Annotated in this window: 22 protein-coding genes and 1 pseudogene; 7 read left to right on the top strand and 16 right to left on the bottom strand. The window is 65.3% G+C overall.

Features of this window, described 5'->3' with window-relative positions; genetic code table 11:
- Positions 1–83: 83 nt before the first annotated feature.
- Entirely contained in the window at positions 84–1727 is a 1644-nt protein-coding gene (locus HQN78_RS15455; RefSeq protein ID WP_235084773.1) for a methyl-accepting chemotaxis protein, read from the bottom strand.
- Between the two features lie 180 nt (positions 1728–1907).
- Here HQN78_RS15455 and HQN78_RS15450 point away from each other — a divergent pair, with 180 nt between their 5' ends.
- Positions 1908–4214 carry an N-6 DNA methylase gene (locus tag HQN78_RS15450; protein WP_235084770.1) on the top strand — a complete coding sequence of 769 codons (2307 nt, stop codon included), beginning with the start codon at positions 1908–1910 and terminating at the stop codon, positions 4212–4214.
- Positions 4215–4237: 23 nt separating this feature from the next.
- Here HQN78_RS15450 and HQN78_RS15445 read toward each other — a convergent pair whose 3' ends face one another.
- Positions 4238–5593, bottom strand: coding sequence for an aldehyde dehydrogenase family protein (locus HQN78_RS15445; RefSeq protein WP_235084767.1), 1356 nt, complete (start codon positions 5591–5593; stop codon positions 4238–4240).
- Between the two features lie 216 nt (positions 5594–5809).
- Here HQN78_RS15445 and HQN78_RS15440 point away from each other — a divergent pair, with 216 nt between their 5' ends.
- From HQN78_RS15440 to HQN78_RS15430, 3 genes are all read left to right on the top strand, one after another.
- Positions 5810–6820 (top strand): methionine ABC transporter ATP-binding protein, encoded by a 1011-nt coding sequence (locus HQN78_RS15440; protein ID WP_235084764.1) that lies wholly within the window; start codon positions 5810–5812, stop codon positions 6818–6820.
- Positions 6820–7497 carry a methionine ABC transporter permease gene (locus tag HQN78_RS15435; protein WP_235084762.1) on the top strand — a complete coding sequence of 226 codons (678 nt, stop codon included), beginning with the start codon at positions 6820–6822 and terminating at the stop codon, positions 7495–7497. The genes HQN78_RS15440 and HQN78_RS15435 overlap by 1 nt, the downstream gene beginning before the upstream one ends.
- 221 nt (positions 7498–7718) lie before the next feature.
- Entirely contained in the window at positions 7719–8513 is a 795-nt protein-coding gene (locus HQN78_RS15430) for a MetQ/NlpA family ABC transporter substrate-binding protein (RefSeq protein ID WP_235084759.1), read from the top strand.
- A gap of 93 nt (positions 8514–8606) precedes the next feature.
- Here the strand turns inward: HQN78_RS15430 and HQN78_RS15425 are convergent, their stop codons facing one another.
- Positions 8607–9788, bottom strand: a complete 1182-nt coding sequence (locus HQN78_RS15425; protein WP_235084757.1) for a nitronate monooxygenase family protein — start codon at positions 9786–9788, stop codon at positions 8607–8609.
- A gap of 411 nt (positions 9789–10199) precedes the next feature.
- Here HQN78_RS15425 and HQN78_RS15420 point away from each other — a divergent pair, with 411 nt between their 5' ends.
- Entirely contained in the window at positions 10200–10871 is a 672-nt protein-coding gene (locus tag HQN78_RS15420) for an acyl-homoserine-lactone synthase (protein WP_235084755.1), read from the top strand.
- A 10-nt stretch (positions 10872–10881) separates the two neighbouring features.
- Here the strand turns inward: HQN78_RS15420 and HQN78_RS15415 are convergent, their stop codons facing one another.
- The 3 genes and pseudogenes from HQN78_RS15415 to HQN78_RS15405 all read right to left on the bottom strand — a co-directional run bounded on the left by HQN78_RS15415 (position 10882) and on the right by HQN78_RS15405 (position 14534).
- Positions 10882–11682: a LuxR family transcriptional regulator gene (locus HQN78_RS15415; RefSeq protein WP_043594052.1), complete on the bottom strand. Its 801-nt coding sequence runs from the start codon at positions 11680–11682 to the stop codon at positions 10882–10884.
- 278 nt (positions 11683–11960) lie between these two features.
- Positions 11961–12668, bottom strand: coding sequence for an anaerobic ribonucleoside-triphosphate reductase activating protein (locus HQN78_RS15410; protein WP_107797969.1), 708 nt, complete (start codon positions 12666–12668; stop codon positions 11961–11963).
- A pseudogene (locus tag HQN78_RS15405) lies at positions 12649–14534 on the bottom strand (ribonucleoside triphosphate reductase). The gene HQN78_RS15410 and the pseudogene HQN78_RS15405 overlap by 20 nt, the downstream one beginning before the upstream one ends.
- A gap of 643 nt (positions 14535–15177) precedes the next feature.
- On the opposite strand from HQN78_RS15405, the gene HQN78_RS15400 reads away from it, so the two are divergent.
- Entirely contained in the window at positions 15178–16143 is a 966-nt protein-coding gene (locus HQN78_RS15400; protein WP_048413744.1) for a LysR family transcriptional regulator, read from the top strand.
- Between the two features lie 268 nt (positions 16144–16411).
- Positions 16412–17608 carry an FAD-binding oxidoreductase gene (locus HQN78_RS15395; RefSeq protein WP_304502818.1) on the top strand — a complete coding sequence of 399 codons (1197 nt, stop codon included), beginning with the start codon at positions 16412–16414 and terminating at the stop codon, positions 17606–17608.
- 1 nt (position 17609) lies between these two features.
- On the opposite strand, the gene HQN78_RS15390 is transcribed toward HQN78_RS15395, so the two are convergent.
- The 10 genes from HQN78_RS15390 to HQN78_RS15345 all read right to left on the bottom strand — a co-directional run bounded on the left by HQN78_RS15390 (position 17610) and on the right by HQN78_RS15345 (position 25599).
- Complete coding sequence (locus HQN78_RS15390; RefSeq protein WP_107797973.1) at positions 17610–18383, bottom strand: GGDEF domain-containing protein; 774 nt, start codon at positions 18381–18383, stop codon at positions 17610–17612.
- 273 nt (positions 18384–18656) lie between these two features.
- Complete coding sequence (locus HQN78_RS15385) at positions 18657–19091, bottom strand: SCP2 domain-containing protein (RefSeq protein ID WP_227106632.1); 435 nt, start codon at positions 19089–19091, stop codon at positions 18657–18659.
- Positions 19078–20007 (bottom strand): U32 family peptidase, encoded by a 930-nt coding sequence (locus HQN78_RS15380; protein WP_107797975.1) that lies wholly within the window; start codon positions 20005–20007, stop codon positions 19078–19080. The genes HQN78_RS15385 and HQN78_RS15380 overlap by 14 nt, the downstream gene beginning before the upstream one ends.
- Positions 20008–20033: 26 nt before the next feature.
- Positions 20034–21050: a peptidase U32 family protein gene (locus tag HQN78_RS15375; protein ID WP_235084753.1), complete on the bottom strand. Its 1017-nt coding sequence runs from the start codon at positions 21048–21050 to the stop codon at positions 20034–20036.
- Between the two features lie 85 nt (positions 21051–21135).
- Positions 21136–21522: a SirB2 family protein gene (locus HQN78_RS15370; RefSeq protein ID WP_107797977.1), complete on the bottom strand. Its 387-nt coding sequence runs from the start codon at positions 21520–21522 to the stop codon at positions 21136–21138.
- An 81-nt stretch (positions 21523–21603) separates the two neighbouring features.
- Entirely contained in the window at positions 21604–23607 is a 2004-nt protein-coding gene (locus HQN78_RS15365) for a hypothetical protein (protein ID WP_235084751.1), read from the bottom strand.
- Entirely contained in the window at positions 23604–24299 is a 696-nt protein-coding gene (locus HQN78_RS15360) for a hypothetical protein (RefSeq protein WP_235084748.1), read from the bottom strand. Before HQN78_RS15360 ends, HQN78_RS15365 begins: the two co-directional genes overlap by 4 nt.
- Positions 24292–24681, bottom strand: coding sequence for a hypothetical protein (locus HQN78_RS15355; RefSeq protein ID WP_227106640.1), 390 nt, complete (start codon positions 24679–24681; stop codon positions 24292–24294). Before HQN78_RS15355 ends, HQN78_RS15360 begins: the two co-directional genes overlap by 8 nt.
- Positions 24671–25174: a prepilin-type N-terminal cleavage/methylation domain-containing protein gene (locus HQN78_RS15350; protein ID WP_235084746.1), complete on the bottom strand. Its 504-nt coding sequence runs from the start codon at positions 25172–25174 to the stop codon at positions 24671–24673. The genes HQN78_RS15355 and HQN78_RS15350 overlap by 11 nt, the downstream gene beginning before the upstream one ends.
- Complete coding sequence (locus tag HQN78_RS15345; protein ID WP_227106644.1) at positions 25168–25599, bottom strand: type IV pilin protein; 432 nt, start codon at positions 25597–25599, stop codon at positions 25168–25170. The genes HQN78_RS15350 and HQN78_RS15345 overlap by 7 nt, the downstream gene beginning before the upstream one ends.
- Between the last annotated feature and the right edge of the window lie 133 nt (positions 25600–25732).

Below are 25732 nucleotides of genomic sequence, written 5' to 3'. Positions count from 1 at the left end.
CCAATGGCAAGCGTTTGCGTTGAATAAATGCTCTATGTTTGATCCGGCGGCAATTTCCTGCCTAATTGCCGCCGGCGCGGCGGCTAGGCCGGCTGCTGCCGCAGCGGCCAATCCGGCGCCGCGGCGGGGGAGGGGGCGGGGTCCGGTGCGTCGATGCGGAACCAGCTCAGGGTCTGGTTCAAGTCCTGGGCCGCCGCGGCCAAGTGCTGCATCACCGGCGCGGCTTGCTGCATCTGTTGATCGATGGAGGCGGCCAGATGCGCGACCTCGTGGCCGTGCTGGCGGATGTCGCCGCCGGCGCGGGCCTGGGCGGCGCTGTGTTCGCGGATGTCGGCCATCAAGCGGTTCAAGCGCTCCAGCCCGGCGTCCACTTGCAGCAGCGCCTGATCCAGCGCCTGCTGCGAATCCAGCTTGTCGGCGCAGGCGCCGCCGGCTTGCTCCAGCGCGGCGTGCAGCGAGCCGGTGGCGCCTTCCACCCGGCCCAGCGCGTCGAAGATGCTGCCGGTGGCGGCGCGGGTGCGCTCCGACAATTTGCGCACCTCGTCGGCCACCACGGCGAAGCCGCGGCCGCTTTCGCCGGCGCGCGCGGCTTCGATCGCGGCGTTGAGCGCCAGTAGATTGGTCTGTTCGGCCACGTCGCGGATCAGGCCGCTGACGCCGGCGATGTCGTCCAGGCTGTGCTGGAGCTGGCGCATTTCCGTCTGCGCGCAGCCCATATTGTCGGCCAGCGTCCGCATCGTCTCGGCGTTGAGCCGGCCCAGTTCGCGCGCGCGTCCGGTATCGTCCGCCGCCTGCCGGGTATGGGCATCCGCCTGTTGCAGATGGCCGGCCACGATCTGGGCGCTGTCGGCCACCGCGTGGGCGGCCTCGTTGCTCAGCTTGGCCTTGGCGCTTTGCTGGCGGCTGGCGTCGGCCGCTTGCAAGGTCAGCAATTGCAGCCGTTGGCAATCGGCGCCGCTGCGGCGGGCGTCGGCCTCCACCCGGCGCAGCAAATCGCTCAGCTTGTTCAGGAACTGATTCAGGCGGCCGGCGGTGGCGGCCAGCTCGTCGCGGCCCTGGGCCGGTAGCCGCATCGCCAGATTGCCTTCCCCCAGCGCGTCGGCGGAGGCGGCCATCGCTTGCAACTGCCGTTTCAGCCGCCGCGCCAGCGTCAGCTGCATCGCCGTCACCACCAGGCTGGCCAGCGCCAGCGGCCCCAGGGTCAGCCAGGCCAGGCCTTGCAGCGTGTCCTGCAGTTGCGCGGTTTCCTGGGCCAGCCGGTTTTGCTCCTGCGCCTGCTGGCGGTCCAGCAGGGCCGCCAGCGGCTGCAGGCTTTGCTGCCAAGCCTGTTCCGGTATGGACAGCGCGTCCTGCGGCGCGGTCTCGGCGATGGCCAGCGCGCTGCTCAGATTGCGCTCGTAATCCTGCCACAGCCGGCCCACGGCCTGACGGAAGGCGGCGGCTTCACTGGCGGGCAGGCCGGCGGCGATCTCGCCGGTCAGCCGCGCGACGGTCAGGCTGGTTTCACGCAGCCGCGCCGGGCTGTCCGGCAGCAGCGGGTCCAGCCGCGACAGCTGCAGCACGCCGGCCTTGAGTTGGTACAGGCCGGCGCTTAATTGTTGACGCGCGCTGTGGCGGTCCACCGCGCGGGTCAGGCCGCTCAACTGTTGTCCGGTGAGGATGAGGGCCAGCGCCAGGCTGGCGAGAGTGACGAGGATGGTCAGCCACAGACGTTTGGCCAATGTCATGATGGTGTCGTACGTTGCGATGCGGGAAGTGCCGCAGTCTAGGCGCGCGGGATGACGGGCGGATGACATGGAGATGAATTGTCTTGTCATGAAGCGTCTCGGCGCGACCATTCTTTGCCGACGCTGGGCGGCGATGCGGCTAAAATGGCCGGGTTTGTCATTTAATTTGGTTGTCGGCTTATGACTTTGCTATCCCCGGACCAGTTGGAACAGGCGCTGTGGGCGTCCACGGAACTGCTGCGCGAGCAAGTGGACCTGTACGACTACAAGAATCACGTGTTCGGCCTGTTTGTGCTCAAGCGCCTGCACGATGTGTTCGTGGAGCGGGTACAGGCCTTGGTGGCGGCCGAGGGCATGAGCCGCAAGCGCGCCGACGGCGTGGTGCAGGAGCAATACGGGATCTATCCGCAGACGGCGCGCTGGCCCGGCCTGCAGGAGCGCAAGAAGGGCATAGGCGAGGCGCTGGACAAGGCGGTGGCCGCCGTCGAGGAGCATCAACCGGCGCTGGCCGGGGTGCTCAGCGTGGCGCAATACCAGGGCCACAAGCGCCTGAGCGACGAGGTGCTGCATCCCTTGATGAACCATATCGGCGCGCTGAAGCTGGGCGACGCCGATCTGGAGGCGCCGTCCCGGCTGGGCGAGGTCTGCGAAGGGCTGGTGCGCCGCTACGCGGCGGAGTCCGGCAAGCGCGGCGGGGCCTTTTCCACGCCGGGACCGGTCAGCCAGTTGCTGCTGCGGCTGGCGGAGCCGCTGCCGGGCCACAGCCTGTACGATCCCAGCTGCGGCGCGGCCGGCACCTTGCTGGACGCCTGGCGCATGCTGGGCGGGCAGCCGGACGGCGGCGCGGCGCTGTTCGGCCAGGAAAAGCTGCCGGCCACCTGGGCGATGGCCAAGCTGTGCGCTTACTTCCACGGCGTGGACATGAGTCTGGAACTGGGGGACACCTTGGTGGAGCCCAGGCATCTGAGCCCGGAGGGCCTGCTGCCGCGTTTCGACCGCATCGTGGCGCAACTGCCGTTCACGGTGAAAAACTGGTGGACTCCGCTGGAGGCCGAGGCGGCGGAACCGCCGCCCGCCGACGGCAAGAAGCGCCGCCGCAAGCGCCCGGCCGAGCCCAATTACAAGAAGCTGGTGGATGAGCATCAGCGCTTCGGCTATGGCATTCCGCCGCGCAGCTTCGGCGATTACGCCTTCGTCCAGCATGTGCTGGCCACGCTGAAGGAGGACGGCCGCGCCGCGCTGGTGATGCCGCACGACGTGTTGTTCCGCGACGGCGACGAGGGCCGCATCCGCAATGGCCTGCTGTTTGGCAGCCAGGGCCAGTCCGGCGACCGCATCGAGGCGGTGATCGCCTTGCCGCCGGCGCTGTTCTACGGCTCGGGCATGCCCACCTGCGTGGTGGTGTTGAACAAGAACAAGCCGGCGGGCCTGCGCAACAAGGTGATCATCGTTGACGCCAGCAAGGAGTACGGCCGCGGGCGAGTGCAAAACACGCTGCGGCAGGAGGACATCGAACATATCCTGCGCGCTTACCGCGCCGCGGTGGACGAGGAAACGGAAGAGCCGGACTATCTGCGCCTGGTGGGGCTGCGCGAGATCAAGCAAGGCCACCGGGGCAATCTGAACGTGCAGCGCTACTTCGCTCAGGACGAGGCGGCCGAGGTGGTGGACGCGGAGGCGCTGGCCACTGAGCTGGCCGCCTTGACGGAGCAGGAGCAGGCGCTGGACGCGCGGCTGGCGGTCTTCTTCAGCGAAGAAGAGGGCTGGCGGGCGGAGGAGGGCGAGCTGGAGGGCTGCCTGGCCTTGACGGACGAAAAGCTGGAATTGCTGTCCAGCCAATACGCGGCCGAGCGCAAGCTGCGCCCCAGCCGCATCCAGGCCTTGCTCAATCGCGGCTACGGCACCCGGCGCATGGGCAAGTGGAGCCCGCATCAATCGTTCAAACCCAGCGCGCTGGGGGTGATTCCCGGCAACTGGGAGGTGTGCAAGCTGGGCGAACTGGCCGCGCCGCTGGCGGCCGCCGCCGAGGGCGAATTATTGGAGGCCACCGTGGGCGGCAGCTGGCGCCGGGCCGGCGCGGGCCTGGGCACGGCCTTGCCGCCCAATGCTTTCGCCTACGATCCGGCGCGCCTGTATCAGGGCGCGCTGGCGCGGCACGTCGGGGAGGCCCCGGCGCTGGCCGCGGCGGATCAGCAGGCTTTCGCGCTGGACGAGGCGCGGATCTCGCCGGCTTTCCTGGAGTGCTACCGGCAGTCGGAAGGCTGGCGCTTTTGCCTGGAGCGGCTGGGCGCGGCGGTGGAAGGCGTCGAGTTCGGCTTCGAGGCGCTGGCGGAAATGCCGCTGCCCGTGCCGCCGATGAGCGAGCAACGCAAGCTGGTGGAGGAATGGGCGCGCCAGGACGAAGCCTTGCTCGCCCTGCAACAGCGCCTGCTGCAATGGCAGGCGCGTCGCGACGCCTTGGTGGCGCGCTTCCCGGCGGAAGACTGAGGGCCGGTCGGCCGCCGGCGGGCTTATTTCTGCCAGTAGGTCTTGACGTTGACGAACTCGTACAGGCCGAACTCGGACAGCTCGCGGCCATAGCCCGAGGATTTGACGCCGCCGAAAGGCAGGCGCAGGTCCGAGCTGGTGTGGCGGTTGATGAACACGCTGCCGGCTTCGATCTGCCGCGCCAGCGTCCAGGCGCGTTCCTTGTCCGCGCTGTAAATGCTGGCGCCCAGGCCGAAGGGGGTGTCGTTGGCCAGCCGCAGCGCGTCGGCCTCGTCGCGCGCGCGCAAAATGCTGGCCACCGGGCCGAACACTTCCTCGTGGTAGACGCGACAGTCCGGATTGACCCGGTCCAGCACCGTGGCCGGATAGAAGAAGCCGGGGCTGGCCGGCATCTGCCCGCCCAGCCGCAGTTCCGCGCCGTGGGCGACGGCGTCCAGCACCTGGGCGTGCAGCGCTTCGCGCAGGTCGGCGCGGGTCAGCGGCGACAAGGTGGTGGCCGGGTGGCGCGGATCGCCGGCGCGCAGCTTGGCGGCTTCGGCGCAGAAGGCCTCGATGAAGGCGTCGGCGATTTCCGGCGCCACGATCATGCGCTTGGCGGCGTTGCAGCTCTGGCCGGCGTCGCGGAAACGGGAGTTGGCGGCGTCCTGGGCCGCGGCGGCGACATCGGCGTCGGCCAGCACGATGAAGGGATTGCTGCCGCCCAACTCCAGCACGGTCTTTTTCAGATGGCGGCCGGCCAGCGCCGCGATGGCGCGCCCGGTCTGGGTGGAGCCGGTGAAGGCCACCGCGTCGCACTGGCGGACGGCTTCTTCCACTTGATCATGGTCGATCCAGGCCACGTCCAGCACCGTCAGGCCGGCGGCGCGCGCCAGCTCCAGCAGGCTTTGGGTGGATTGCGGCACCGAAGGCGCCGGCTTGACCAGGCAGGCGTTGCCGGCCATCAGCGCCGGCACCGCGAAGCGCAGCACCTGCCAGATCGGATAATTCCACGGCATCACCGCCAGCACCGTGCCCAGCGGTTCGAAGGCCACGCCGCTGCGGCTGGCCTGGGTGGGAATCTCCAGCGAGGCCAGCAGTTCCGGCGCCAGTTGGGCGTAGTAGCGGATCAGCTGGGCGGATTTGTCGATTTCCGCCAGACATTCCGCGGTGCGCTTGCCCACTTCCAGCGTGACCAGGCCGGCCAGTTCTTCGCGATGGGCCTGCAGTTGGTCGGCCAGACGCAGCAGTTGCGCGGCGCGCTCGGCCACGCTCAGCTCGCGCCAATGGCGCTGGGCCTGGCGCAGCTGCGCCAGGGCGGCGGGCAGTTGGGATTCCGGCCAGGCGGCGCGGGTGTAGACGACTTCTCCTGTGGCGGGGTTGCAGCTGGTAAAGGCGGTCATGACGTGCTGTATTCGGTTGGCAAGCAAAGACACAATGTAGCAAAAATCCCCGGGACGGGGTGAGCGGGGTCAATTCCGCGGCGATTTCTCCTTATATTTCTAATTTGAATAAATGATTAAATTTATAGTTCTTTAGGTTTTATGTGACTTGCTTATAGACTGATTCGCAATCGCCAGGCAGTGGCGTTGACGGACGGCGGGATTCAGAGGCAAGGCATGATTGAAATAGAGAACTTATACAAGCATTACCGGGTGGACGGCCGCGACGTGCCGGCGCTGGACAATGTCAGCCTGCGCGTGGCCAAGGGCGAGGTGTTCGGCATCATCGGCCGCTCCGGCGCGGGCAAGAGCACCCTGGTGCGCTGCCTGAACCTGCTGGAACGTCCGGACCGCGGCGCGGTGCGCCTGGGCGACACTGACCTGACCGCGCTGGACGGCCGGCAATTGCAATTGCGCCGTCAGCGCATCGGTATGGTGTTTCAGCACTTCAATTTGCTGAAGTCGCGCACCGTGGCCGCCAATGTGCGTTTTCCGCTGGAGCTGGCCGGCGGCGCGTCCGCGGCCGAGATGGACGCCCGCGTTGAAGAACTGCTGGCCTTGGTGGGCCTGGCCGGCCACCGCGACAAATACCCGGCGCAGCTGTCCGGCGGCCAGAAGCAGCGCGTCGGCATCGCCCGCGCGCTGGCCAATCACCCGGAATTATTGCTGTGCGACGAGGCGACCTCGGCGCTGGATCCGGAAACCACGGATTCCATTCTGACCTTGCTGGCGGACATCAACCGTCAGCTGGGGCTGACCATTGTGCTGATCACCCATGAAATGCGCGTGATCCGCCAGCTGTGCGATCAGGTGGCGGTGCTGGAGCACGGCCGCGTGGTGGAGCAGGGGCCGGTGCTGGACGTGTTCCTGCATCCGCAGCACGAGGTGACCCGCGGCCTGCTGGCGGAAACCGGGCTGTATCAAGAAGAGGCGCGCCAGACTTGGCAGCAGCGCGTGGGCGCGCCGCTGATCAAGCTGACCTTCATCGGCGATCCCACCTTGCAGCCGGTGCTGGACGTGGTGGGCAAGCAGGCGGGCGCTCGCTTCAATCTGGTCAGCGGCACGCTGTCCGAGATCAAGGGCACGCCGTTCGGCCAATTGGTGGCCGGCGTGATCGAATCGGAGGCCCCGCTGGAGAGCCTGCCCGAGTTATTCGCCCGTCTGGGCGTGCGTTGCGAGGTGCTGTGATGGAAGGTTTCGACTGGGCCCAATTATTGAGCATGGACTGGCTGGAGATAGGCCAGGCCACGCTGGACACCTTGACCATGCTGGGCGCCTCGCTGCTGTTCACCGTGCTGTTCGGCCTGCCGCTGGGCGTGGTGCTGTACGTCAGCTCGCCGGGGCAATTGCTGTCGCGGCCGCGCCTGTACGCGACGCTGTCCTTCCTGGTGAATGTGTTCCGCTCCTTGCCCTTTGTGATTCTGCTGATCGTGATGATCCCGCTGACCTTGAAGCTGGTGGGCACCTCGATTGGCGTGGCCGGCGCGATTCCGCCGCTGGTGGCCGGCGCTTCGCCCTTCTTCGCGCGGCTGGTGGAAAACGTGCTGCGCGAAGTGGACCGCGGAGTGATAGAAGCCAGCCAATCCATGGGCGCCAGCCTGTGGCAGATCGTGCGCCATGTCTTGCTGCCCGAGGCCTTGCCCGGCCTGGTGGGCGCGGCGACGGTGACCACGGTGGCGCTGGTGTCCTACACCGCGATGTCCGGCGTCATCGGCGGCGGCGGCCTGGGAGACTTGGCGGTGCGCTACGGCTACCAGCGCTTCCAGACCGAGGTGATGGTGGTGACCGTGGTGTTGCTGCTGTTGCTGGTGCAGTTGATCCAGAGTTTTGGCGACCGGCTGGTGCTGCGCTGTCAACGCGGCTGAGAACCTGTTCACGATCTGCCGCGCGTCGTGAGACGTCACACGGTGAGTGCCGCTTCGAAATGCTCATGTACCGTGTGTACATTCCGCTTTCTCAGCCGCAACGCCTTGTCTCGCCTTAGCTCGCGAGATCGTGAGTTGGCTCTGAGCGCCCGGCGCTGCGGCCGCATTGGAAACCCAAGAGATTTGAACCCAACATTGTGTTGAATAGAGGAAATCGCATCATGAAAAAGAATATCGCTCGCTTCGCCTTTACCGCCGTCACCGCGCTGTGGGGCGCGCAGGCGCTGGCCGCCGACCTGGTGACCGTCACCGTGGCCGCGTCTCCGGTGCCGCACGCGGAAATCCTGGAAGCCTTGAAGCCCACCCTGGCCAAGCAAGGGGTCAAGCTGGAGGTGAAGGTGTTCAACGACTACGTGCAGCCCAATCTGCAAGTGTCCGAGAAGCGTCTGGACGCCAACTTCTTCCAGCACATTCCCTATCTGGACAAGTTCAACAAGGACCGCGGCACCAAGCTGGTCGTGGCCAGCAAGCCGGTGCACATCGAGCCGTTCGGCGCTTATTCCAGCAAGTTCAAGAAAGTGGCTGACCTGCCCAAGGGCGCGACCGTGGCCATTCCCAACGATCCGACCAACGCCGGCCGCGCCTTGCTGCTGCTGGACCAGGGCGGCGTGATCAAGCTGAAGGACCGCAACAATCTGTATCCGACGGTGAAGGACATCGCGGCCAACGCCAAGCAGGTGAAGATCAAGGAACTGGAAGCCGCCACGCTGCCGCGCGTGCTGCCGCAGGTGGATCTGGCGCTGATCAACGCCAACTACGCCTTGGAAGCCAAGCTCAATCCCAAGCGCGACGCGTTGTTCATCGAGACCACTTCGCCGTACGCCAACCTGCTGGTGGCGCGCGCCGACAACAAGGACAGCGTCGGCGTGAAGAAGCTGGCCGCCGCGCTGGCCAGCCCGGAAGCGCGCAAGTTCATCGAGAGCAAGTATCAGGGCGCGGTGATCCCCGCTTTCTGAGCCTCTTGTTTAGGAGGCGCCCGGCATGCCTGGGTTTGAACGACAAAGCCCCGCAGAGCGGGGCTTTGTCTTGTCGGCGTCTTCCGCGCCGGCTCATGACGCGGCGAGATCGGCCGGCTTCTCCCCGGTCAGGAAGTAGCGGATGGTTTCGCTGACGCTGCGCATCGAACTACCGAAGGGCAGCGGATCGGCGCCGCGGAAGAACAGGCCCTTGCCCACTTCGCCGCGGAAAGCGGCCGCCAGTTTGAGGTCGATGCAGAACTGACCCATCTTGGCCACGCCGTCGCGCAGGCCGCAGGCGCTCAGGCAGTTGAGGTTTTGGGTGCAGCGCGCCGGATCGGCCTTGGCGTTGGCCTGCAGCTTGGCCTCGCGCTTCAGATAGCTTTTCAGGAAGGGCGTCAGCACGCCGCGCGCCGGCAAGCCGGCGACGCTCATGAATTCCGCGATGTCTTCCGGCTTGGCTTCGGCCAGCGTGCGCTTGAAGTTGTCGTGCGCGTCGCCCTCGCGGGTGACGGCGAAGGCGGTGCCAATCTGCACCGCGGACGCGCCGAAGTCCTGGATGCAGGCCTTCATCTTTTCGAAGCTGTTGACGCCGCCGGCGACGATCAGCGGAATCCGCTCGCTCTCCAGTTGCAGGCTTTTGAACAGCTGGCGGGTGTCGTCCAGCACTTTCTGGAAGCTGAAGCGCTCGGCGTCCAGTTCGGCGAGGCTGGCCGCGCCCAGGTGGCCGCCGGCGTGCTTGGGATGCTCGATCACGATGGCGTCCGGCAGCCGTCCCTTCTTCATCCAGCGCTTGAGCACGATGCCGATGCCGCGCGCCTCGGACAGGATGGGAATCAGGGCCACCTTGGGAAAGGCCGCGGTCATGTCTGGCAGATCCAGCGGCAGGCCGGCGCCCATCACCACCGCGTCGGCGCCGGATTCGCAAGCCTGGCGGACATAGTCCGGATAGGAGGCCACGGCCTTCATCACATTGACCGCCACCATGCCGCGGTCCTGGGCGTAGCACAGCGCGCCCTTCACTTCGCGATCCAGCGCGATCAGGTTGAGGCGGTCCAGCTCGGCCTGGCCGCGCGCGTATTGCGACTGCTCGACCAGATCGGCGTGCAGATGACGCAGGTCGACGCTGGCGACCGTGCCCAGCGCGCCTTCGCGCGCGACATGGCCGGCCAGGCTTTTGGCTGAGACGCCTATGCCCATGCCGCCCTGCACGATGGGAAGCAGGACGCGTTGTCCTATCTGCAAGGGAGCGTAGAGCGGGAAATTTGTGGTCATTTAGCAACGATGCCGGGGCGGATGAATAAAAGGCGATCTTAGGCATGGCGGCCTTAAGAGTCTTTGCTCTAGAGCAAAAAACTAAGGATGGCTCGCTTTTTAACTCGGAAAAACTATTGACGCTTCAAAGACTTGAGTATTTTTATGCTTAGCATAAGAGAGTGCAAGCTTTTGATTTCAGTAAGGATATTTCTAAGTCATTTGTTTTTGATTTTCTGATTATGGCCTTGTCATTACATTTTGACGAAAAATGGATTGCATAGGCTTTTTTCATCGAGGGCACTAAAGGGCCGCGCCAAAAACGGCTAGCACATCTTTCAACTCCATTTCCTGGCCATTCGGTCAGATTTCTCTGTGGAAACCAGCACTTACATTGCCTCTGCGGTTAGAAAAACGGATTAGGAGATAGTTATGGCGCGTTTTTTTCCTATCAAGCTAGGCAATACGCTGATCAGCAGAGTGAATGGAATGGATCGGGAGACGGACTTGTTGAAATTCCGTCATCATGTTTTTCGCGAACAGCTGCACTGGGTGGCGCCAAGCGCCGATGGCCTGGACCGTGACGAGTATGATGATTTTTCCGACAATCTCGCCGTCCAAGACATGCATGGGGTATTAGGGTCGGTGCGTCTGACCCATGGCACGCACCCTTTTATGATAGAGAGAGAATTTTCCCGATTATTGGCCTCGGGCGAGAAAATCCTGAAAGGCGCGAGAACAGCGGAGATCACTCGCTTTGCGGTAGACAAACGCATTTCGCCGCAGCAAATGAAGGAAGTTGGGCGCTTGCTCTATCTGAGCCTATTGGAATGGTCGTTGCCGCGAGGCATTGAACGCATGTATTTCGTGGTTGAGCCGGTTTTTTACCGACATATTGTCCGGATGGGCTTCCCCGTGGTGCCGGTGGGCGTACCCATGCATCTGGATGGCGGGGTGCTTTCCATGGCCGGCTATGTGGACTGGTCTCAGGCGGAGCCCGAGTTCATCCTGGGGCTGCGGAAGGGCATTGAGGCGCCAAGGGAATTGGCTCGCGCTTGGCGGGAATTTGAAGCGCAGCACGCCTCAATGCCGCATCTAATTTGACACGATTAAGCTAAGGGCCGCTGACGACAAGACCAGGAGGCGGCAAAAGATGCATGCCAAGCACAATGGCGTGGGTGCGATTGTTGGCGTTCAGCTTGCGGATGACGTTGGCGACGTGGAACTTCACCGTACGTTCGCTGATATCCAGAATGGTGGCGATCTCCCAGTTGGTCTTGCCGCGGCTCATCCAGTGGAAAATATCGTATTCCCGCTGGGACAGGGGCATGGAGCTGGGAGTTGCCGGCGGTAAGTTCGCTACGCGAACCGCGGCCTGATGCAAGTGCGGAGTCAGGCAATCCAGCATGGCCACCAGATTGCTGTCATTAATCGTTTCGCTGCCGCTCAGCGAGAAAATGCAGCCGAGGTTGTTGCGTTGCGACACCGCGCTAAAACTCAAACCATCGCCTAAGCCGACGGACGAGGCCTCGGCAATGAATTTCTTCTCATCCTTGCCCTTTGCGCGGCTAAACCTGTCGTTCCACGAGACCGGGCCCTGACCCAAGTGAATGCGCAGAATGGGGTCGCATTGGGAGTAGTTTTCCTTCATGTATTGCTCGGTCCACTCAACCGGATAACTAACGTTCACCACGCGTTCCAAGCGTTGGATCTGCTGTTGTTGGTTGACTCGACCCAAAGCCAGAACAATGTGCTCGGAAGGCGCCTGGCTGATGATGACGTCAAGGAAAGCCCTGAGCTCGGCTTCGGTTTCGATTTGTCCTGCAAGGTGAATCCATTCCAGCAACGTCCATTGCTGACTCGCGGACAAGCCGCTGGGCAGCGGCCGTGCTATCGCGGAATTTGAGATGACCATGAGCAAATCTTTCTTGATCTTGTGGTTTTACGCTGCTGGATAGTAGCCCACATGCAAAAGGCATGGGAAGCGCTAACTCCTTGTTCTGGTGCTAAGAACAGCGACTGTTGCATTCGTCGCCGACATTATAACAAATTGCCTGTCCAAAAATCCGTAAGTAGAAATAATTATATTGATCAATGACTTATTTGGTGCTATTTGGCGGGGGACAAACTAGGCGGGAAGTTGGGGCGTCATAAGGATGGCGCCGGGACAAGCTTGGAAAACTGGACCTTCTGTCAGTGTTCCCGATAACTGAAGCGCTGGAACAAAGGCGCGATCTCTTCTATCAGTTGCGGCGCGGGCCAGCCGGCCGGGGCCGGAGGCAGGGCGAAGGAGGGCGGCGGACGCAGTTGCTGCCAGTGATAGTCGGCGACGCCCAGCGCCGCCAGCCGCCGCGCCAGCGCGGCCAGTTGGATCTCATTGTGCCAGTGCGGATGTATGCTGCTGCGACATTCAAAATTGCTGTTGTTTTGCAACAAACAGTGCAGCGAGGCCTCGGTCTGTTCGCCGCTGCGGGGCAAGCCGGTCAGCGCCGGATAGGCGCCGAAATCGGTCTTGATGTCCAGGCCGACCCAATCCAGCAACGGCAGAACCCGCCGCAAGCGCTGCGGGTACGCGCCGCCGGTATGCAGGCCGGTGGCGAAGCCCAGCGCCCGGGTCTGTTCCAGCAGCGCCGGCAGCGCCGGCTCCTGCAGCGGTTCGCCGCCGGAGAACACCACGCCGTCGAGCAGGCCGACCCGGCTTTGCAGCCAGCGCAGGGTGTCCGGCCAGCGGGTTTCGCCGTTTTGGCGCCGCAGCAGGTGGGGATTGTGGCAATAGCCGCAACGCCAGGGGCAGCCGGCGAGAAAGACCACGGCGCACAGTTTGCCCGGCCAGTCGCAGCTGGAGAACGGCGTCAGCCCGCCGATGCGGGCTGCTGCGGGGTCAGCGGGCGGCGTGTTCACTGAAGCAGACCCGTTCGTCGAATTCTCCGCGTTTGCCGATATTGAAAGACTGCACCGGGCGGTGATAACCCATTACGCGGGTCCAGACTTCGCAGCGGGTGCGCTGTTCGTCGTTGAGCGGGGCGGCGTCTTGGCCGGGGATGCGGGTGGGGGGAGTCATGAGCTTTCCTTTCTTAAGGGCTTATGAAGGCTGGCGCGCCAGCAGTTCCGCGTCGCAGCGCGGGCAGAATTCGTGGTGACCGGACAGATAGCCGTGCTTGGGGCAGATCGAGAAGGTCGGGGTGACCGTGATATAGGGCAGGCGGAAGCGGGATAACGAGCGGCGCACCAGTTCGCGGCAGGCGTCGGCGCTGCTGACCGCCTCGGTCATATAAAGGTGCAGCACGGTGCCGCCGGTGTATTTGCGCTGCAGCTGTTCCTGGCGCTGCAGGGCCTCGAAGGGGTCGTCGGTGAAGCCCACCGGCAGTTGGCTGGAGTTGGTGTAATAAGGATGGGCGTCGCTGCCGGCCTGCAGGATGCCGGGGTAGCGTTTGCGGTCTTCCTTGGCGAAGCGGTAGGTGGTGCCTTCCGCCGGGGTGGCTTCCAGGTTGTACAGGTGGCCGGTGCTTTCCTGGAACTCCACCATGCGCTGGCGGATGTGATCCAGGTAGTCGCAGGCCAGTTGGTGGCCTTCCTCGCTGGTGATGTCGATGCGGTCGCCGCTGAAGTTGCGGATCATTTCATTGATGCCGTTGACGCCTATGGTGCTGAAATGATTGCGCAGCGAGCCCAGGAAGTGACGGGTGTAGGGGTAGAGGCCGTCGTCTATCCGCGCTTGCACTTCGCCGCGTTTTTTCTCCAGCGCGTCGCGGGACAATTCCAGCAAGTGGTCGGTTTCGGCCAGCAGCGCGGCGTAGTCGCCGGCGAAGCGGTGGCCCAGACGCGCGCAATTGACGGTGATCACGCCGACGGAGCCGGTTTGTTCGGCGCTGCCGAACAGGCCGTTGCCGCGTTTGAGCAGTTCCCGCAAGTCCAATTGCAGCCGGCAGCACATACTGCGCACCATCTGCGGCTCCAGGTCGGAGTTCACGAAGTTCTGGAAATAGGGCAGACCGTATTTGGCGGTCATCTCGAACAAGAGATCGGTGTTTTCGCCGTGCCAGTCGAAGTCGCGGGTGATGTTGTAGGTGGGAATCGGGAAGGTGAAGGAGCGGCCCTTGGCGTCGCCGGCCAGCATCACTTCGATGTAGGCGCGGTTGATCATCGCCATTTCGCGCGCGCAATCGCCGTAGCGGAAGCTCATTTCCTCGCCGCCTATCACTGGAATCTGCTCGGCGATGTCGTCCGGGCAGGTCCAGTCGAAGGTCAGGTTGGTGAACGGGGTCTGGGTGCCCAGCGGCTGGGCACGTTGAGGTTGTAGATCAGTTCCTGGACGCACTGGCGCACGTCCGCGTAGCTCAGCCCGTCTTTTTTGACGAAGGGGGCCAGATAGGTGTCGAAGGAGCTGAAGGCCTGGGCGCCGGCCCACTCGTTTTGCAAGGTGCCGAGGAAGTTGACGATCTGGCCGCAGGCGGAGGACAAGTGGCGCGGCGGCGCGGATTCCACCTTGCCGGGAATGCCGTTGAAGCCATTTTGCAACAGGGTGCGCAGCGACCAGCCGGCGCAGTAGCCGGACAGCATGTCCAGATCGTGGATGTGCAGATCGCCCTGGCGGTGGGCGAGGGCGGCTTCCGGCGCCAGCACCCGCTCCAGCCAGTAATTGGCGGTGAGTTTGCCGGCGATGTTGAGAATCAGGCCGCCCAGGCTGTAGCCCTGATTGGCGTTGGCGTTGACCCGCCAGTCGGCCCGGTCCAGATATTCGTCGATCGCGGAGATGGCATCCACCATGGCGGTGGGCGCGGAGGCTGTGCTCATTTCTATATCTAGTGAAGTTATCGAATGAGCGACACTATAAATTGTGTTTTGTGCGCTGTGTGGCTGAGGTGGCGATAACTTGACGCGGATCAAGCGAGGCGCTTTTGACGACGGCGGAGGCTGGATTCCGGGGCGAAAACCTGGCCATTGGGAGCGCAATGTCATGTTGTTTGCGACAGCGCATGACTTATGCTGGATTGGGGCCGGCTGTGGCGCTCAAGGGCGACGCGGGCGGGGCTGCGGCATATTGTTGCCAACTTGATGCTGTTTCATTGAGTCTGTTGCAACAAACTCATGGCATTCAGACCGAATCAGGTGCATACTTGGATTGCATAGAAAATAGGGCAATGTATTTTCAACTAAGCTGTAAAACTATATGACAAAGTGCGCTCCGCGAGCGGTGCAGTGGGGAAGCTGCGGTCGGTTCTGTTCCTGGCGTGGATTTGTCCATGAAGATGCATTCACAACAATTTGCAAGTTCTTCTTTAATCATCAAAGGGTATGGTGTACCCTTTTTAAAGAGATACTACTTAATAATGTTATCAGCATTGTCAAATCCAGGGCGTCCGTCCGGGCGTGAAGGGTAGGCGATGCCGAGCCTGGAACATCCCTGATTATGGACACCTTAAAAGCATTGATGGTCTTCATGACCACGGCGGAAAACGGCAGTTTCTCCGACGCCGCGCGCAAGCTGGGCGTATCGCCGGCCGCTATCAGCCAGAGCATCGCCCGGCTGGAGCAGGAACTGGAGGTTCGCCTGTTCAACCGCACCACGCGCCAATTGACGCTGACCGAGGACGGGCGCCGTTTCTACGCCCAGTGCCGCGGGCCGGTGAACAATCTGGATTCGGCGATCAATCAGTTGAAAGCCAGCCGCGACGAGCCGGCCGGCCATCTGCGGGTCAGCATGCCGAACTCCTTTGGCCGGCGTTTCATCCTGCCCATCATGGGCGAGTTCTGCGAGCGCTATCCCAAGGTGCGGGTCTTCTTCGGCCTGGACGATCATTTCAGCGATCTGATCGAGGACGGCTACGATGTGGGCGTGCGTTCCGGCATGATGCCGGACAGCCGCATGGTGGCGCGCAATCTGGCGCAGATGCCGCTCTATGTGGTGGCTTCGCCCGGCTACTGGGATTTGCACGGCCGCCCGAGCGCGCCGGAGGAGTTGAGCAACCACGATTGCATCAACTTCCAGTTCCCCACGTCCGGCCGTCTGTTCAAGTGGGAGTTCGACCGCAAGGGCGAGCGGATTCCGCTGGAGGTCAACGGCACGTATACGCTGAACGAGATGGAGGCGGTGGCCGAGCTGGCGCGGCTGGGCATGGGCGTGGCCCAGTTGCCGGGCCATGAGGTGGTGCATCTGATCCGCTCCGGCGAACTGGAGCCGGTGCTGACCGATATGGTGTCGCTGGAGCGCTCTATCTACATCTGTTTCCCGCATCGCGACCACATCGCGCCGCGTACCCGGGTCTTCGTTGATTTCGTGGTGGAGAAGTTGGCCGACCATCCGGATATCATGGCGGACCTGCCGGGCCTGGATTTGAGCGCCAAGCGCAAGGCGGCCCAGAAAAACGCGATCTGATCCCGTCTCCGTCTGAACCCGAAGCCAGCGCTTGCGCTGGCTTTTTTCATGTCTTTTTGTCGCCGCGACCCATCCTTTCTCCCAGGTGTTGTTAAATATAATGAGCGCGTGTATTGTATTTTTATACCAATCATGAACGGACGCTCCGCGTTCGCTTCGCCAAGGAGACAGCCATGAACGCGCCGGCCAGACTGGAACACACGAGCTCTTATTACGCCGCATCCGCCCATCCGTCGCCGGAGCGTCCATCTTTGCAAGGGCGGAGCAGGTGGACGTCTGTGTGATCGGCGCCGGCTATACCGGGGTGTCCGCGGCGCTGCATCTGGCGGAGCGCGGTTATCAGGTGGCGGTGCTGGAGGCGGCGCGGGTGGGCTGGGGCGCGTCGGGCCGCAACGGCGGGCAGATCGTCAACAGCTATAGCCGCGACATGGACGTGATCGAGCGGCGGCACGGCAGGGCGGCGGCCGAGGCGCTGGGCGCGATGGCTTTCGAAGGCGGCCGCATCATCCGCGAGCGCATTGCGCAATACGGCATTCAATGCGATCTGAAAACCGGCAATGTGTTCGCCGCCTTCACTCAGAAGCAGCTGGACGAGCTGGCGGCCAAGAAGCGGCTGTGGGAGCGCTACGGCCATACCGGCCTGCAACTGGTGGATCGAGAGGGCATGCGCGGCATCGTGGCGTCGGACCAGTACGCCGGCGCCTTGCTGGACAATTGGGGCGGGCATATCCATCCGCTTAACCTGGTCTTGGGCGAGGCGGCGGCGCTGGAGTCGCTGGGCGGGCGGATTTTCGAGCAGTCGGCGGTCTTGAAGATTCATCCGGGCGGCCGGGTGCGGGTGGAGACCGCCGGCGGCGAGGTCAGTTGCCGCTTCCTGGTGGTGGCCGGCAACGCTTATCTGGGCGAGTTGCTGCCGGCGCTGGCGGAGAAGAGCCTGCCCTGCGGCACTCAGGTGGTGACCACCGAGCGTTTGCCGGAGGCGCTGGCCAAGAGCTTGCTGCCGGGCGATCACTGTGTCGAGGATTGCAACTTCCTGCTGGATTATTACCGGCTGACCGCCGACAACCGGCTGTTGTACGGCGGCGGCACCGTGTACGGCGCGCGCGATCCGGGCGAAGTGGAGCGGCTGATCCGTCCCAAGATGCTGAAAACCTTTCCGCAGTTGGCGGATTACAAGATCGAGTTCGGCTGGACCGGCAATTTCTCGCTGACCCTGTCGCGGCTGCCGCAGGCCGGGCGCATCGGCGACAATGTCTATTACTCTCAGGGTTGCAGCGGCCACGGCGTCACGTATACCCATTTGGCCGGTCGCTTGCTGGCGGAGGCCATCCACGGCGACAGTCGGCGCTTCGATCAATTCGCCGGTCTGCCGCACTATCCCTTCCCCGGCGGACGCGCGCTCCGCGTGCCGATGCTGAGCATGGGGGCGTGGTGGTACGGGCTCCGGGACCGTCTGGGGCTGTGAGTTATTCGTCGGGGGCGAGGCGGCGTTCGCGGCTGGCGCTGCCGGCTTCGCCCACCGCCCGGTTGCGGCCCGCGTTCTTGGCCGCGTACAGATACATGTCGGCGCGGTGCAGCAAGGTTTCCGGCATATCGTCCACGGTCTGGGTGGCCACGCCTATGCTGGCGCTCAGGCGTTTCACCGCCGGCAGCTCGGTCTGAGCCAGCCGCTGGCGGATGTCGTCGGCCAGCGCCAGCGCGCCGCTTTGCTCGGTCTCAGGGCAAATCACCAGGAATTCGTCGCCGCCCCAGCGCGCCACCGTGTCCAGCTGGCGCGCGCGTTTTTGCAGCAACTGGCCAAAGGCGGCCAGCACCTGGTCGCCGGCCAGATGGCCGTAGTTGTCGTTGACGTCCTTGAAGTGGTCGATGTCCAGCAGCAGCACCGAAAACGGTCGCCGGGTACGGTAAGAGCGCTCGGTTTCGCGCTCCAGTATGGTGTTGGCCTGGCGGCGGTTGGCCAGGCCGGTGACCGCGTCCTGGCCGGCGATGGTGTTGAGCTCTTGCAGCATGGCGTGGGATTCGCGGGCCCGGCGGTAGGCGAACAGCGCCAGCGACACGGCCAGGTTCACGCATAGCAGCAACGCCAGCGCCATGGTTTGCGCATTGCCGTCGCCGGGCCCCGTCCCCAGCGCGGACAGCAGTTGGTAGCGCTGGGCCAGCCAGAGCAGCAGCAGATTGGCCATGAGCAGGATGGCCAAGTCGAACAAGATCTGCCGCAGGCTGAACAGGCGTGGCTTCATGGGGCTTGGGCCGTTTCCGATGAGTGCAGGCCGCCGGGAGGCGGCTTGATTGCGTTGATTCTTTTCGGATTAGCCCAAACTTGGCTCAGCCACAAGGGGCGAGCGCCGACGAGGCGCTCCAAGAAGCGCGTCAAAGTCCGCCGCGCGCCGGCGGGATGGATGGAAAAGGGCCTTGAAAACGCCTTGGAAAGGCTTGCGCGCCATCCGCGCCTCCCGCTTGCTCGGCGGTTTCGGCCTTGCCTCGTCCCTGGCCGCGAAAGCTTGAACAGGGGATTACACGGCCATGAAGCGCGCCAGCGGCGTGGCGCTCCAGTCCACGCTGTCCAGCAGGTTCTTGACGATGAGCCCCAGCTCGGTGTCGCCTTCAATCAGCAGCTTGCGGTGGAAAAACAGCGTGTCCGGGTCTTCCTCGCGCAGCATCATCCGGGCGAAGTCGGCCAGCGTGGCGGAGAGCTGCAAATCGGCGGCGCCGTCGTCCCGGTCGCGGTGGAAGCCTTGTTCGTCGGCGCGGAAGCGCAGGGTCAGGCCGGCGTCCAGCACGCGGATGGCGAAGCGGCGGCCGGCCAGCAGCGCCATGTCGGCCGGCAGCACGCCGCGCCGCGCCAATTGATTGAGGCTGGCGACCAGCAGCCAGGCCGGCGGCGCGGCGGGCAGCCGGGACAGCAGCGCGGCGGCGGCGGCGGGCAGGGCGAGATCAGGAATGCGCATGGGGGGCTCCTATGGCTTGGTTGCCGGCCTGGCCGCGCCAATAGCCGTCCACCAGTTCGGCGTCGGCGTGCCGGCCGCTGGCGGCTTGCAGCGCCGCCGGGTCGGCGCCGTCCAGCGCTTGGCGGAACAGGGCGACGATATCGCCGGTGGCGCGGGACTGCGGACTGACGCGCACGGCGTCGACGCCGATGGCGGCCAGCTCGCGCAAATGCGGCAGCAGGCTGTGGCAGCCGGCGGACAGGGTCTGGATGCCGTTGAGGGTGAGGAAGTCCTGCTGGTCCTGGGTGCGCATGGCGAGGCCGTCCGGGTGTTCCAGGCAGCGGAACTGGCAATCGTCCTTGCTCAGATTGTAATGACGGGCGGTGAAGCAGCGCGCGGACAGGGCCAGGGGCAGCTTGCCCCAGGCGAACAGCTCGGTGGCGATGGGCGCGCCGATCTCGGCGTAGCGCGCCAAGAGCTCGGCCAGCGTGGCGCGGTCCATTTCCACCGGGGGCACCCAGCGTTCGGCGCCCCAGTCGCGGATCAGCTTCAGGGTGTCGGCGTTGTAGATGTTCAGATGCGGGCCGGCGACGAAGGGCAGGCCGTGTTCCCGCGCCAGCTTGATCGCGCCCAGGTCGTTGGCTTCCAGCGCGATATCGCCGTTGGCGGCCAACTGGCGCGCGCGGCGCAGATCGGATTCGCTCTCCAGCAGCGCCTGGCAGCTGAGCGTGACGCGCTTGCCGGCGGCGGCCAGATCGCGCGCCAGTGAAATCCAGTCTTGCGGCCGCATTTGCTGGCGGCGGGAGCACACCACCTCGCCCAGGTAGATCCGGTCCAGCGGCCAGTCGGCGGCGGCGGCGTAGAAGTCCAGCAGGGTGTCGCGCGGCCAGAAGAACAGCACCGGGCCCAGCGTCAATTGCAGATTAAGGCTTGTCATTGGCGGTTTTCCATCGGGGGCGGCGCTCATTTCCACGGCCGGTTGTAGGCGCCCAGCGTCTGCTGTTGCCCTTCCGACACTTTGTTCAGCGCCTGGTGCCAGGCCGGACGCGGCTGGAAGCGCGCGCCGTCGCGGGCGGCGGCATCCAGCGCTTCGCGCAGCGCGCGCGTCACCTGGGCCACGTAGGCCGGGCTGCGCTGGCGGCCTTCCACCTTGATCGCGGCCACGCCGCTGGCGATGATTTGCGGCAGCATGTCCAGCACATTGAGGCTGGTGGGTTCTTCCAGCGCGTAATAGGTTTCGTCGCGCACCTGGAAGCGGCCCTTGCACAGCGTCGGGTAGCCGGCGGGTTCGTCGTCGCGGTAGCTGTCGATCAGGATGTGGTTGAGGCGGGCGTTCATGCTTCGCTCGCCCGGTTCCCAGCGCACGAATTTGGCCGGCGAGCACACGCCGTGGGTGTTGGGCGATTCGCCGGTGGCGTAGCTGGACAGCTGGCAGCGGCCTTCCACCATCACGCACAGGCTGCCGAAGCCGAAGACTTCGATCTCGACGTCGGTGTGCTCGATCACATGGCGCACCTGGTCCAGGGTCAGCACCCGCGGCAGCACCGCGCGGCGGATGCCGAACATGTCGCGCGCCAGGTTGATGGCTTCGTAATTGGTGGCCGAGCTTTGCACCGACATGTGCAGGCGCAGCTGCGGATGGCGCTCGGCGGCGTAGGCCATCAGGCCCAGGTCGGCCAGGATCAGCGCGTCGGCGCCCAGCGCCGCGCCCTGGTCCACCGCCGCGCGCCAGCGGCTGGAGTCGCCGCCCTGGGCGAAGGTGTTGATCGCCATCAGCACTTTGCGGCCGTGGCGGTGCGCGTAGGCGATGCCTTCGCGCGCGCTGGTGTCGTCGAAATTCAGCCCGGCGAAGTTGCGGGCGTTGGTCTGGTTTTTAAGGCCTAGGTAAACGGTGTCGGCGCCGTTGTCCACCGCGGCCTTGAGCGCCGGCAGGCTGCCGGCGGGGCAGACCAGCTCGGGCAGGAATGTGTGCAGAGCCATCTTGGTCGGTCCGGTTCAAAACCCGCCGACGATAACAAGCCCCGCGTCGCGGGGCCTTGTTCTGGGTCAAGCGCAGGCGGAGGGCCTAGAAGAAAGGGAAGACCAGCTTGGTCTTGGCCACCAGCACAATGTAGAACACCGTCGCCAGCGCGCAGAGGAAGGCGATCAAGCGGGTTTGCGGGGTTTTGCCGCGGCGCAGCGCGATGGTGCCCAGCGCCACGTACAGCACCAGGCCGACGATCTTGGCCAGCAGCCAGGGGCTTTGCAGAATGGGCCAGCCGCCCATGACCACCAGGGCGATGGCACAGCCCAGCAGCAGGGTGTCGACGACATGGGGCAGGATGCGCACCGGTTTCAGCGCCAGGATGTGCTGCTTGCCGCCCAGCATCAGGCCGCCGCGCACGGCGAACAGCAGGATCGATAGATAGGCGAAGCCCATATGGGCGTGTTTGACGATCAGATAAGGGTACATAGGCGTCCAAAGTTGAGGAGTGAGAACGGGTTTACGCTCTGGCAAGGCATGGCGGATCGTAAACAGGCTCTTAGACGGCGCTTAACGATAGCGCGCCCATAATACCCGGGCCGCGCCCGTTTGCGGGTTCGGCGTGCCGCCGCCGCCTTCGCCCGGCAATCCGTTCTGACCGCTGATGTCGATCACGGTTTCCGCGCCCAGGCTGTTCAGCGGCCGGGAGGGCGGCGGCGCGCCGGGCGGGCGGCTTTGCAGCCCCGCGCTGACCGGGCCGAAGATATGGGTGCTGCCGGCGGTGTCCAGGGTGTCGCCGGCCAGCACCGCGCCGTGGATGCGGTTGCTGGCGCCCAGCCGGATCTTGCCGCCGCCGAAGGCCTGGGCGGCGTCGTAGCCGCCGGCCAGCAGGGCGATGCCGAGCAGCGGGGATTCGCGCAGCGAGTTCCGGTCCGCGGCGCAGTGGTTCAGCGGATAGACGTCCGGGAAGTCCGGGCTGCGGCACACGCGCGCCGCGCCGGCCTGGCGCAGGCTCCACAGTTCCACATTGCTGCTGGTTTCAATGTGGCCGGTGGCGAGAATGGCGTTGTCCAGCCGGCCGTACAGCGACAGATTGCCTTCGAACAGCGCCACGCCGGGCAGCATGCCTTGCGGCGGCTTGAGGCGCAGCAGCCATTGCTGCGCGGTGCTGCCGGACAAGCAGCTCTCCGCGTCGCTCTCGCACAGCCGCAAGGCCGGCTGGCCGGCCACCGGGGCGCAGCGCCTGCCGTCGGCCTGCAAGGCCGGGCACAGATCGTTGCGCTGCCAGTCGTCGGCCCGCTGCCGGCCCAGCCGGTAGACCGCGCCGTCCGGCACGCCGGCCACATGTTGCAGCCGGACGCGGATGCGCTGCAGCGCGTCGGCGGAACGGTCCGCCGCATCCCAGTAGACGATGAGGTTGGCGGCGTCGCGGTAATCGTTGGCGTTGACGCGGGTCGCGCCCAGGCGGAACTCCGGCACCGGCTCCAGCGGCACTTTCAGCCCGGTCTGATGGCGCACCCGCACGGTGTTCGGCGGCGGCTGGCGCGCTTGGCCGGCGGCGTCGAAGATCTGCGCGCCGTTGTGGGTGAAGGCGCCGCCGATGAGGCCGTCGTCGATATTGGCGTTGCCGCGACTGTCCAGCAGGCCCTGAGCGCGCAAGGCGTTCAGCCGGTTGCTGCTGCTGGTGCGCACATCGCCCTGGCTCAGCAATTGCGCGGAAACGGCGACGTTGCCGGCCAGGGTCACGTCGCCGATGGCGGACAGCCGGCCCACTCGTTCGCCGCTGCTGCCGACCGAGCCGTTGGCGGCGGCGGTCTCCACGTCGCTGCCGCTGCCCATGACGATGTTGCCGCGCGCTTTCAGCGTCAGGAACTGGCCGCTGTTGACGCGGATGTCGCCGTTGCTCCACAGGCTGAGCGGGGCCTGGCCGTCGCCGCGGGCCGGATTGCCCTGGAACAGGATGTCGCCGGTGGCCTGGATCGCGCTGACGCCGCTCAGGCTGCCGCTGGTGTCCACCGCGCCTTCCACTTGCAAGAGCGCGTCCTTGGCGCCGGTGACCACAATATTGCCGCTGGTGGACAGGCCGCCGCGGATTTGCGCCGCGGCGTTGGCGGCCGGCGGCGTCGGCGCGCCGTTCAATTGGTAGACCACCTCCAGCGTCACCGTGGCGTCGCCGCTGCGGGCGGTGATCCAGGCGGCGACCTTGTCGTCCTCTATCACGGCGCCGGCGGCGCGCGGCGCCGGCAGCAGCTTGATCTGGAGGGCGTCGGCCAGCGCCTGGCTTTCCGGCGGCAAGCTGGCGCGCTCCAGATTCAGCGCCGCGCCGTCCAGCTCCAGCGCCTTGATTTGCGCCGGTGTCAGCGCCGACAGGTATTGCCGCGCCAGTTCCGCGCCGGTCCAGGCGCGCCATTGCGCCTCGCTATTGCCGCGCAGCGAGCGGGTCAGTTCCTGCTGGCCTCGCAGATGATGCATGCCGCCCAGCGCCAGCGCGGTCAGGGCCATGCCGGTGAGCAGTACCATCAGCACCGCGGCGACGCCGCGCTGCCGGCGCGGCGGGAGGGAACGGGCCTTCATGCGGGGGCCGCCAGATTGGTCAGACAGCTGGCGAAGCTGCGGCTCTCGCCTTGCAGCGTGTTGTCGTAGTTGAGCAGCAGCTGCGGAAAGGTCTGGCTCGCCGCCGCGGCGACGGCGTAGGGCCAGCAGGCTTGTTCCAGCCGCAAGGCCATGCCGAGCTTGTGCCGCGGTGGCAGCGGGCCGGTCAGCGTCCGCGCCCGCCATTGCGAGGGCTGGGTCAGCGCGTCGGCGATGGCCGCGCAGTCGTCCGCCTGCAACTGGTACAACACGCTGCTCTGGCCGGCGCCGTCCACGCTGGCTACGCCGCGGCAGGCGTAAGCGCCGGCGTCCAATTGCGGACGGTAACGCCAGACCGCCGCGTTGGCGGCGCCGGAAGCCGCCGGCGCGGCGCTAAGCGCGGAGACGGCGCCGTCGGCGTCGACGCTCAAATCGCTTATCGACAGCAGTTGCAGGTTTTGTTCGCGGCCGCCGGCGGCGCCGAAACCGGCTTCCTGCGCCTGCTGCTGCACGCTGAGCAGCGCCGCCATCAATTGGCCGTCCCGTTGCGCCAGCTTGGCGCTGCCCTGGTCCGGATCGAACACGCTGCGCGCGGTCTGGCGGTACAGGGTCAGCATCGCCAGCGTGGTGATCAGCGCCAGCAGCATGCCGATCAAGAGCTCCAGCAGACTGAAGCCGGCGGCGCGCTTATTCATGATTGCTCAGACTGAGGGTGGAGGAGGCCGCGTCCCGCAGCTGCAAGGTTCGGCCGCTCAGCGCGGCCTTGGCGCTGATGTCCGCGCCGCCGTTCTGCGGCTGTCCGCGCAGGGTCACCGCGGGCGCGGAACTGCAGCTCAGCCGCGCGGTGGCGCTGACGCCGCTGGCCAGCGGCCAGTCGTTGGCGCTGTCGCAGGGCAGGCCGCCCTGTTGCAGTTGTTCCCGCGCCTTGCTCAGGGCCAGCGCGTGCTGTTGCAGCTGCTGTTGACTGCCCAGGCTGCGCGCGTTGACGAAAACAATGCCGAGGCCGGTCAGCATCAGCAGCAACATGGCGATCAGGCTTTCCAGCAGGCTGACACCGCTTTGCGTTTTACAAATCACCGCTGAGCTCCTGCTGCGCGCCGCGGATGCAGTAGGCCGGCCGCGTGCCGCAGGCGACGCCGGCCGCCTGCGCCGCCAGCGGCTGGCCCTGGTTGTTCAGGGCCAGGCATTGCGCGGCCGGGGTCGCCAGGCAGCTTTTTCCCAGGCTCACCGGACGCGGCGCGGCGGCGCGCCACAGCGCCGCGCCGTGGCAACGCTCGCCCTGGCTGCCGCTGGCCGGCGCGCCGGCGAAGACGCACAGCTGGCCTTCAGCGCTGGACATCAGCACCGCGGCGGGCTGGTCCGGCGCGGCCGCCAGCGGATTGCTCAGCGCCGCGGCCTGGGTTTGGGCGTAGGCCCGCGCCAGTTGGCTGCGGCCCAGCGCCAGTTTGTGGGCGTCGCTCCAGCCTTGCGCCAGCGGCACGCTGAGCAGCGCCAACAGGCCGATCAGCGCCAGCGTCGCGCACAGCTCCATCAGGGTCAGGCCGCGCTGGCGGCGGGGCGGGGTCACCATTGGGTCCGGCAGTCGGCGCTGCTGGTGTTGGCGCTTTGATCCGCGCCGTCGAGCTTCAGCACGCAGCCGGACAGCTGCGGGCTGACGCCGCTGGCGGTGAGCAGGAAGCTGCCGCCTTGCGGCTGGTAGCGATAGTTGAATTCAGGCTGCGCCGGCTGCCAGCTGTTATTGCCCAAAGCGGCGCGGATGGCGCTGGCGTTGTCCGCGCTGGCGGCGGGATAGGCCAGGTGCAGCAGTTTGTGGTTTTCCAGCGCCAGGCTCAGGGCCATCAGATCGCTCTTGGCGGTATTGGCCTTGGCCGCCTGCACATGGCGCTGATAAGACGGCACCGCCACCAAGAGCAGGATGCCGACGATGGCGGCCACCACCATCATCTCGATCAGGGTGAAGCCGGAATGGCCTTGCGGCCGGACGGATGCGCTCACGACATCGCCTTGCTAAATAAACGTCATATTTTAGCGTTATTGGACTCACATTGGTATTGATTGGCATCAATATGCTTTGTAAATATCTTGGCGAGAAGCAAGCCGCCGTCTGAGCGTCGCCTCGCGGCATAAT

This window comes from Chromobacterium sp. Beijing, from assembly GCF_021496765.1.
Lineage (GTDB): Bacteria > Pseudomonadota > Gammaproteobacteria > Burkholderiales > Chromobacteriaceae > Chromobacterium.
Note: the sequence above shows the minus strand (reverse complement) of the source record. Positions and strands in the feature narration are given on the sequence as shown.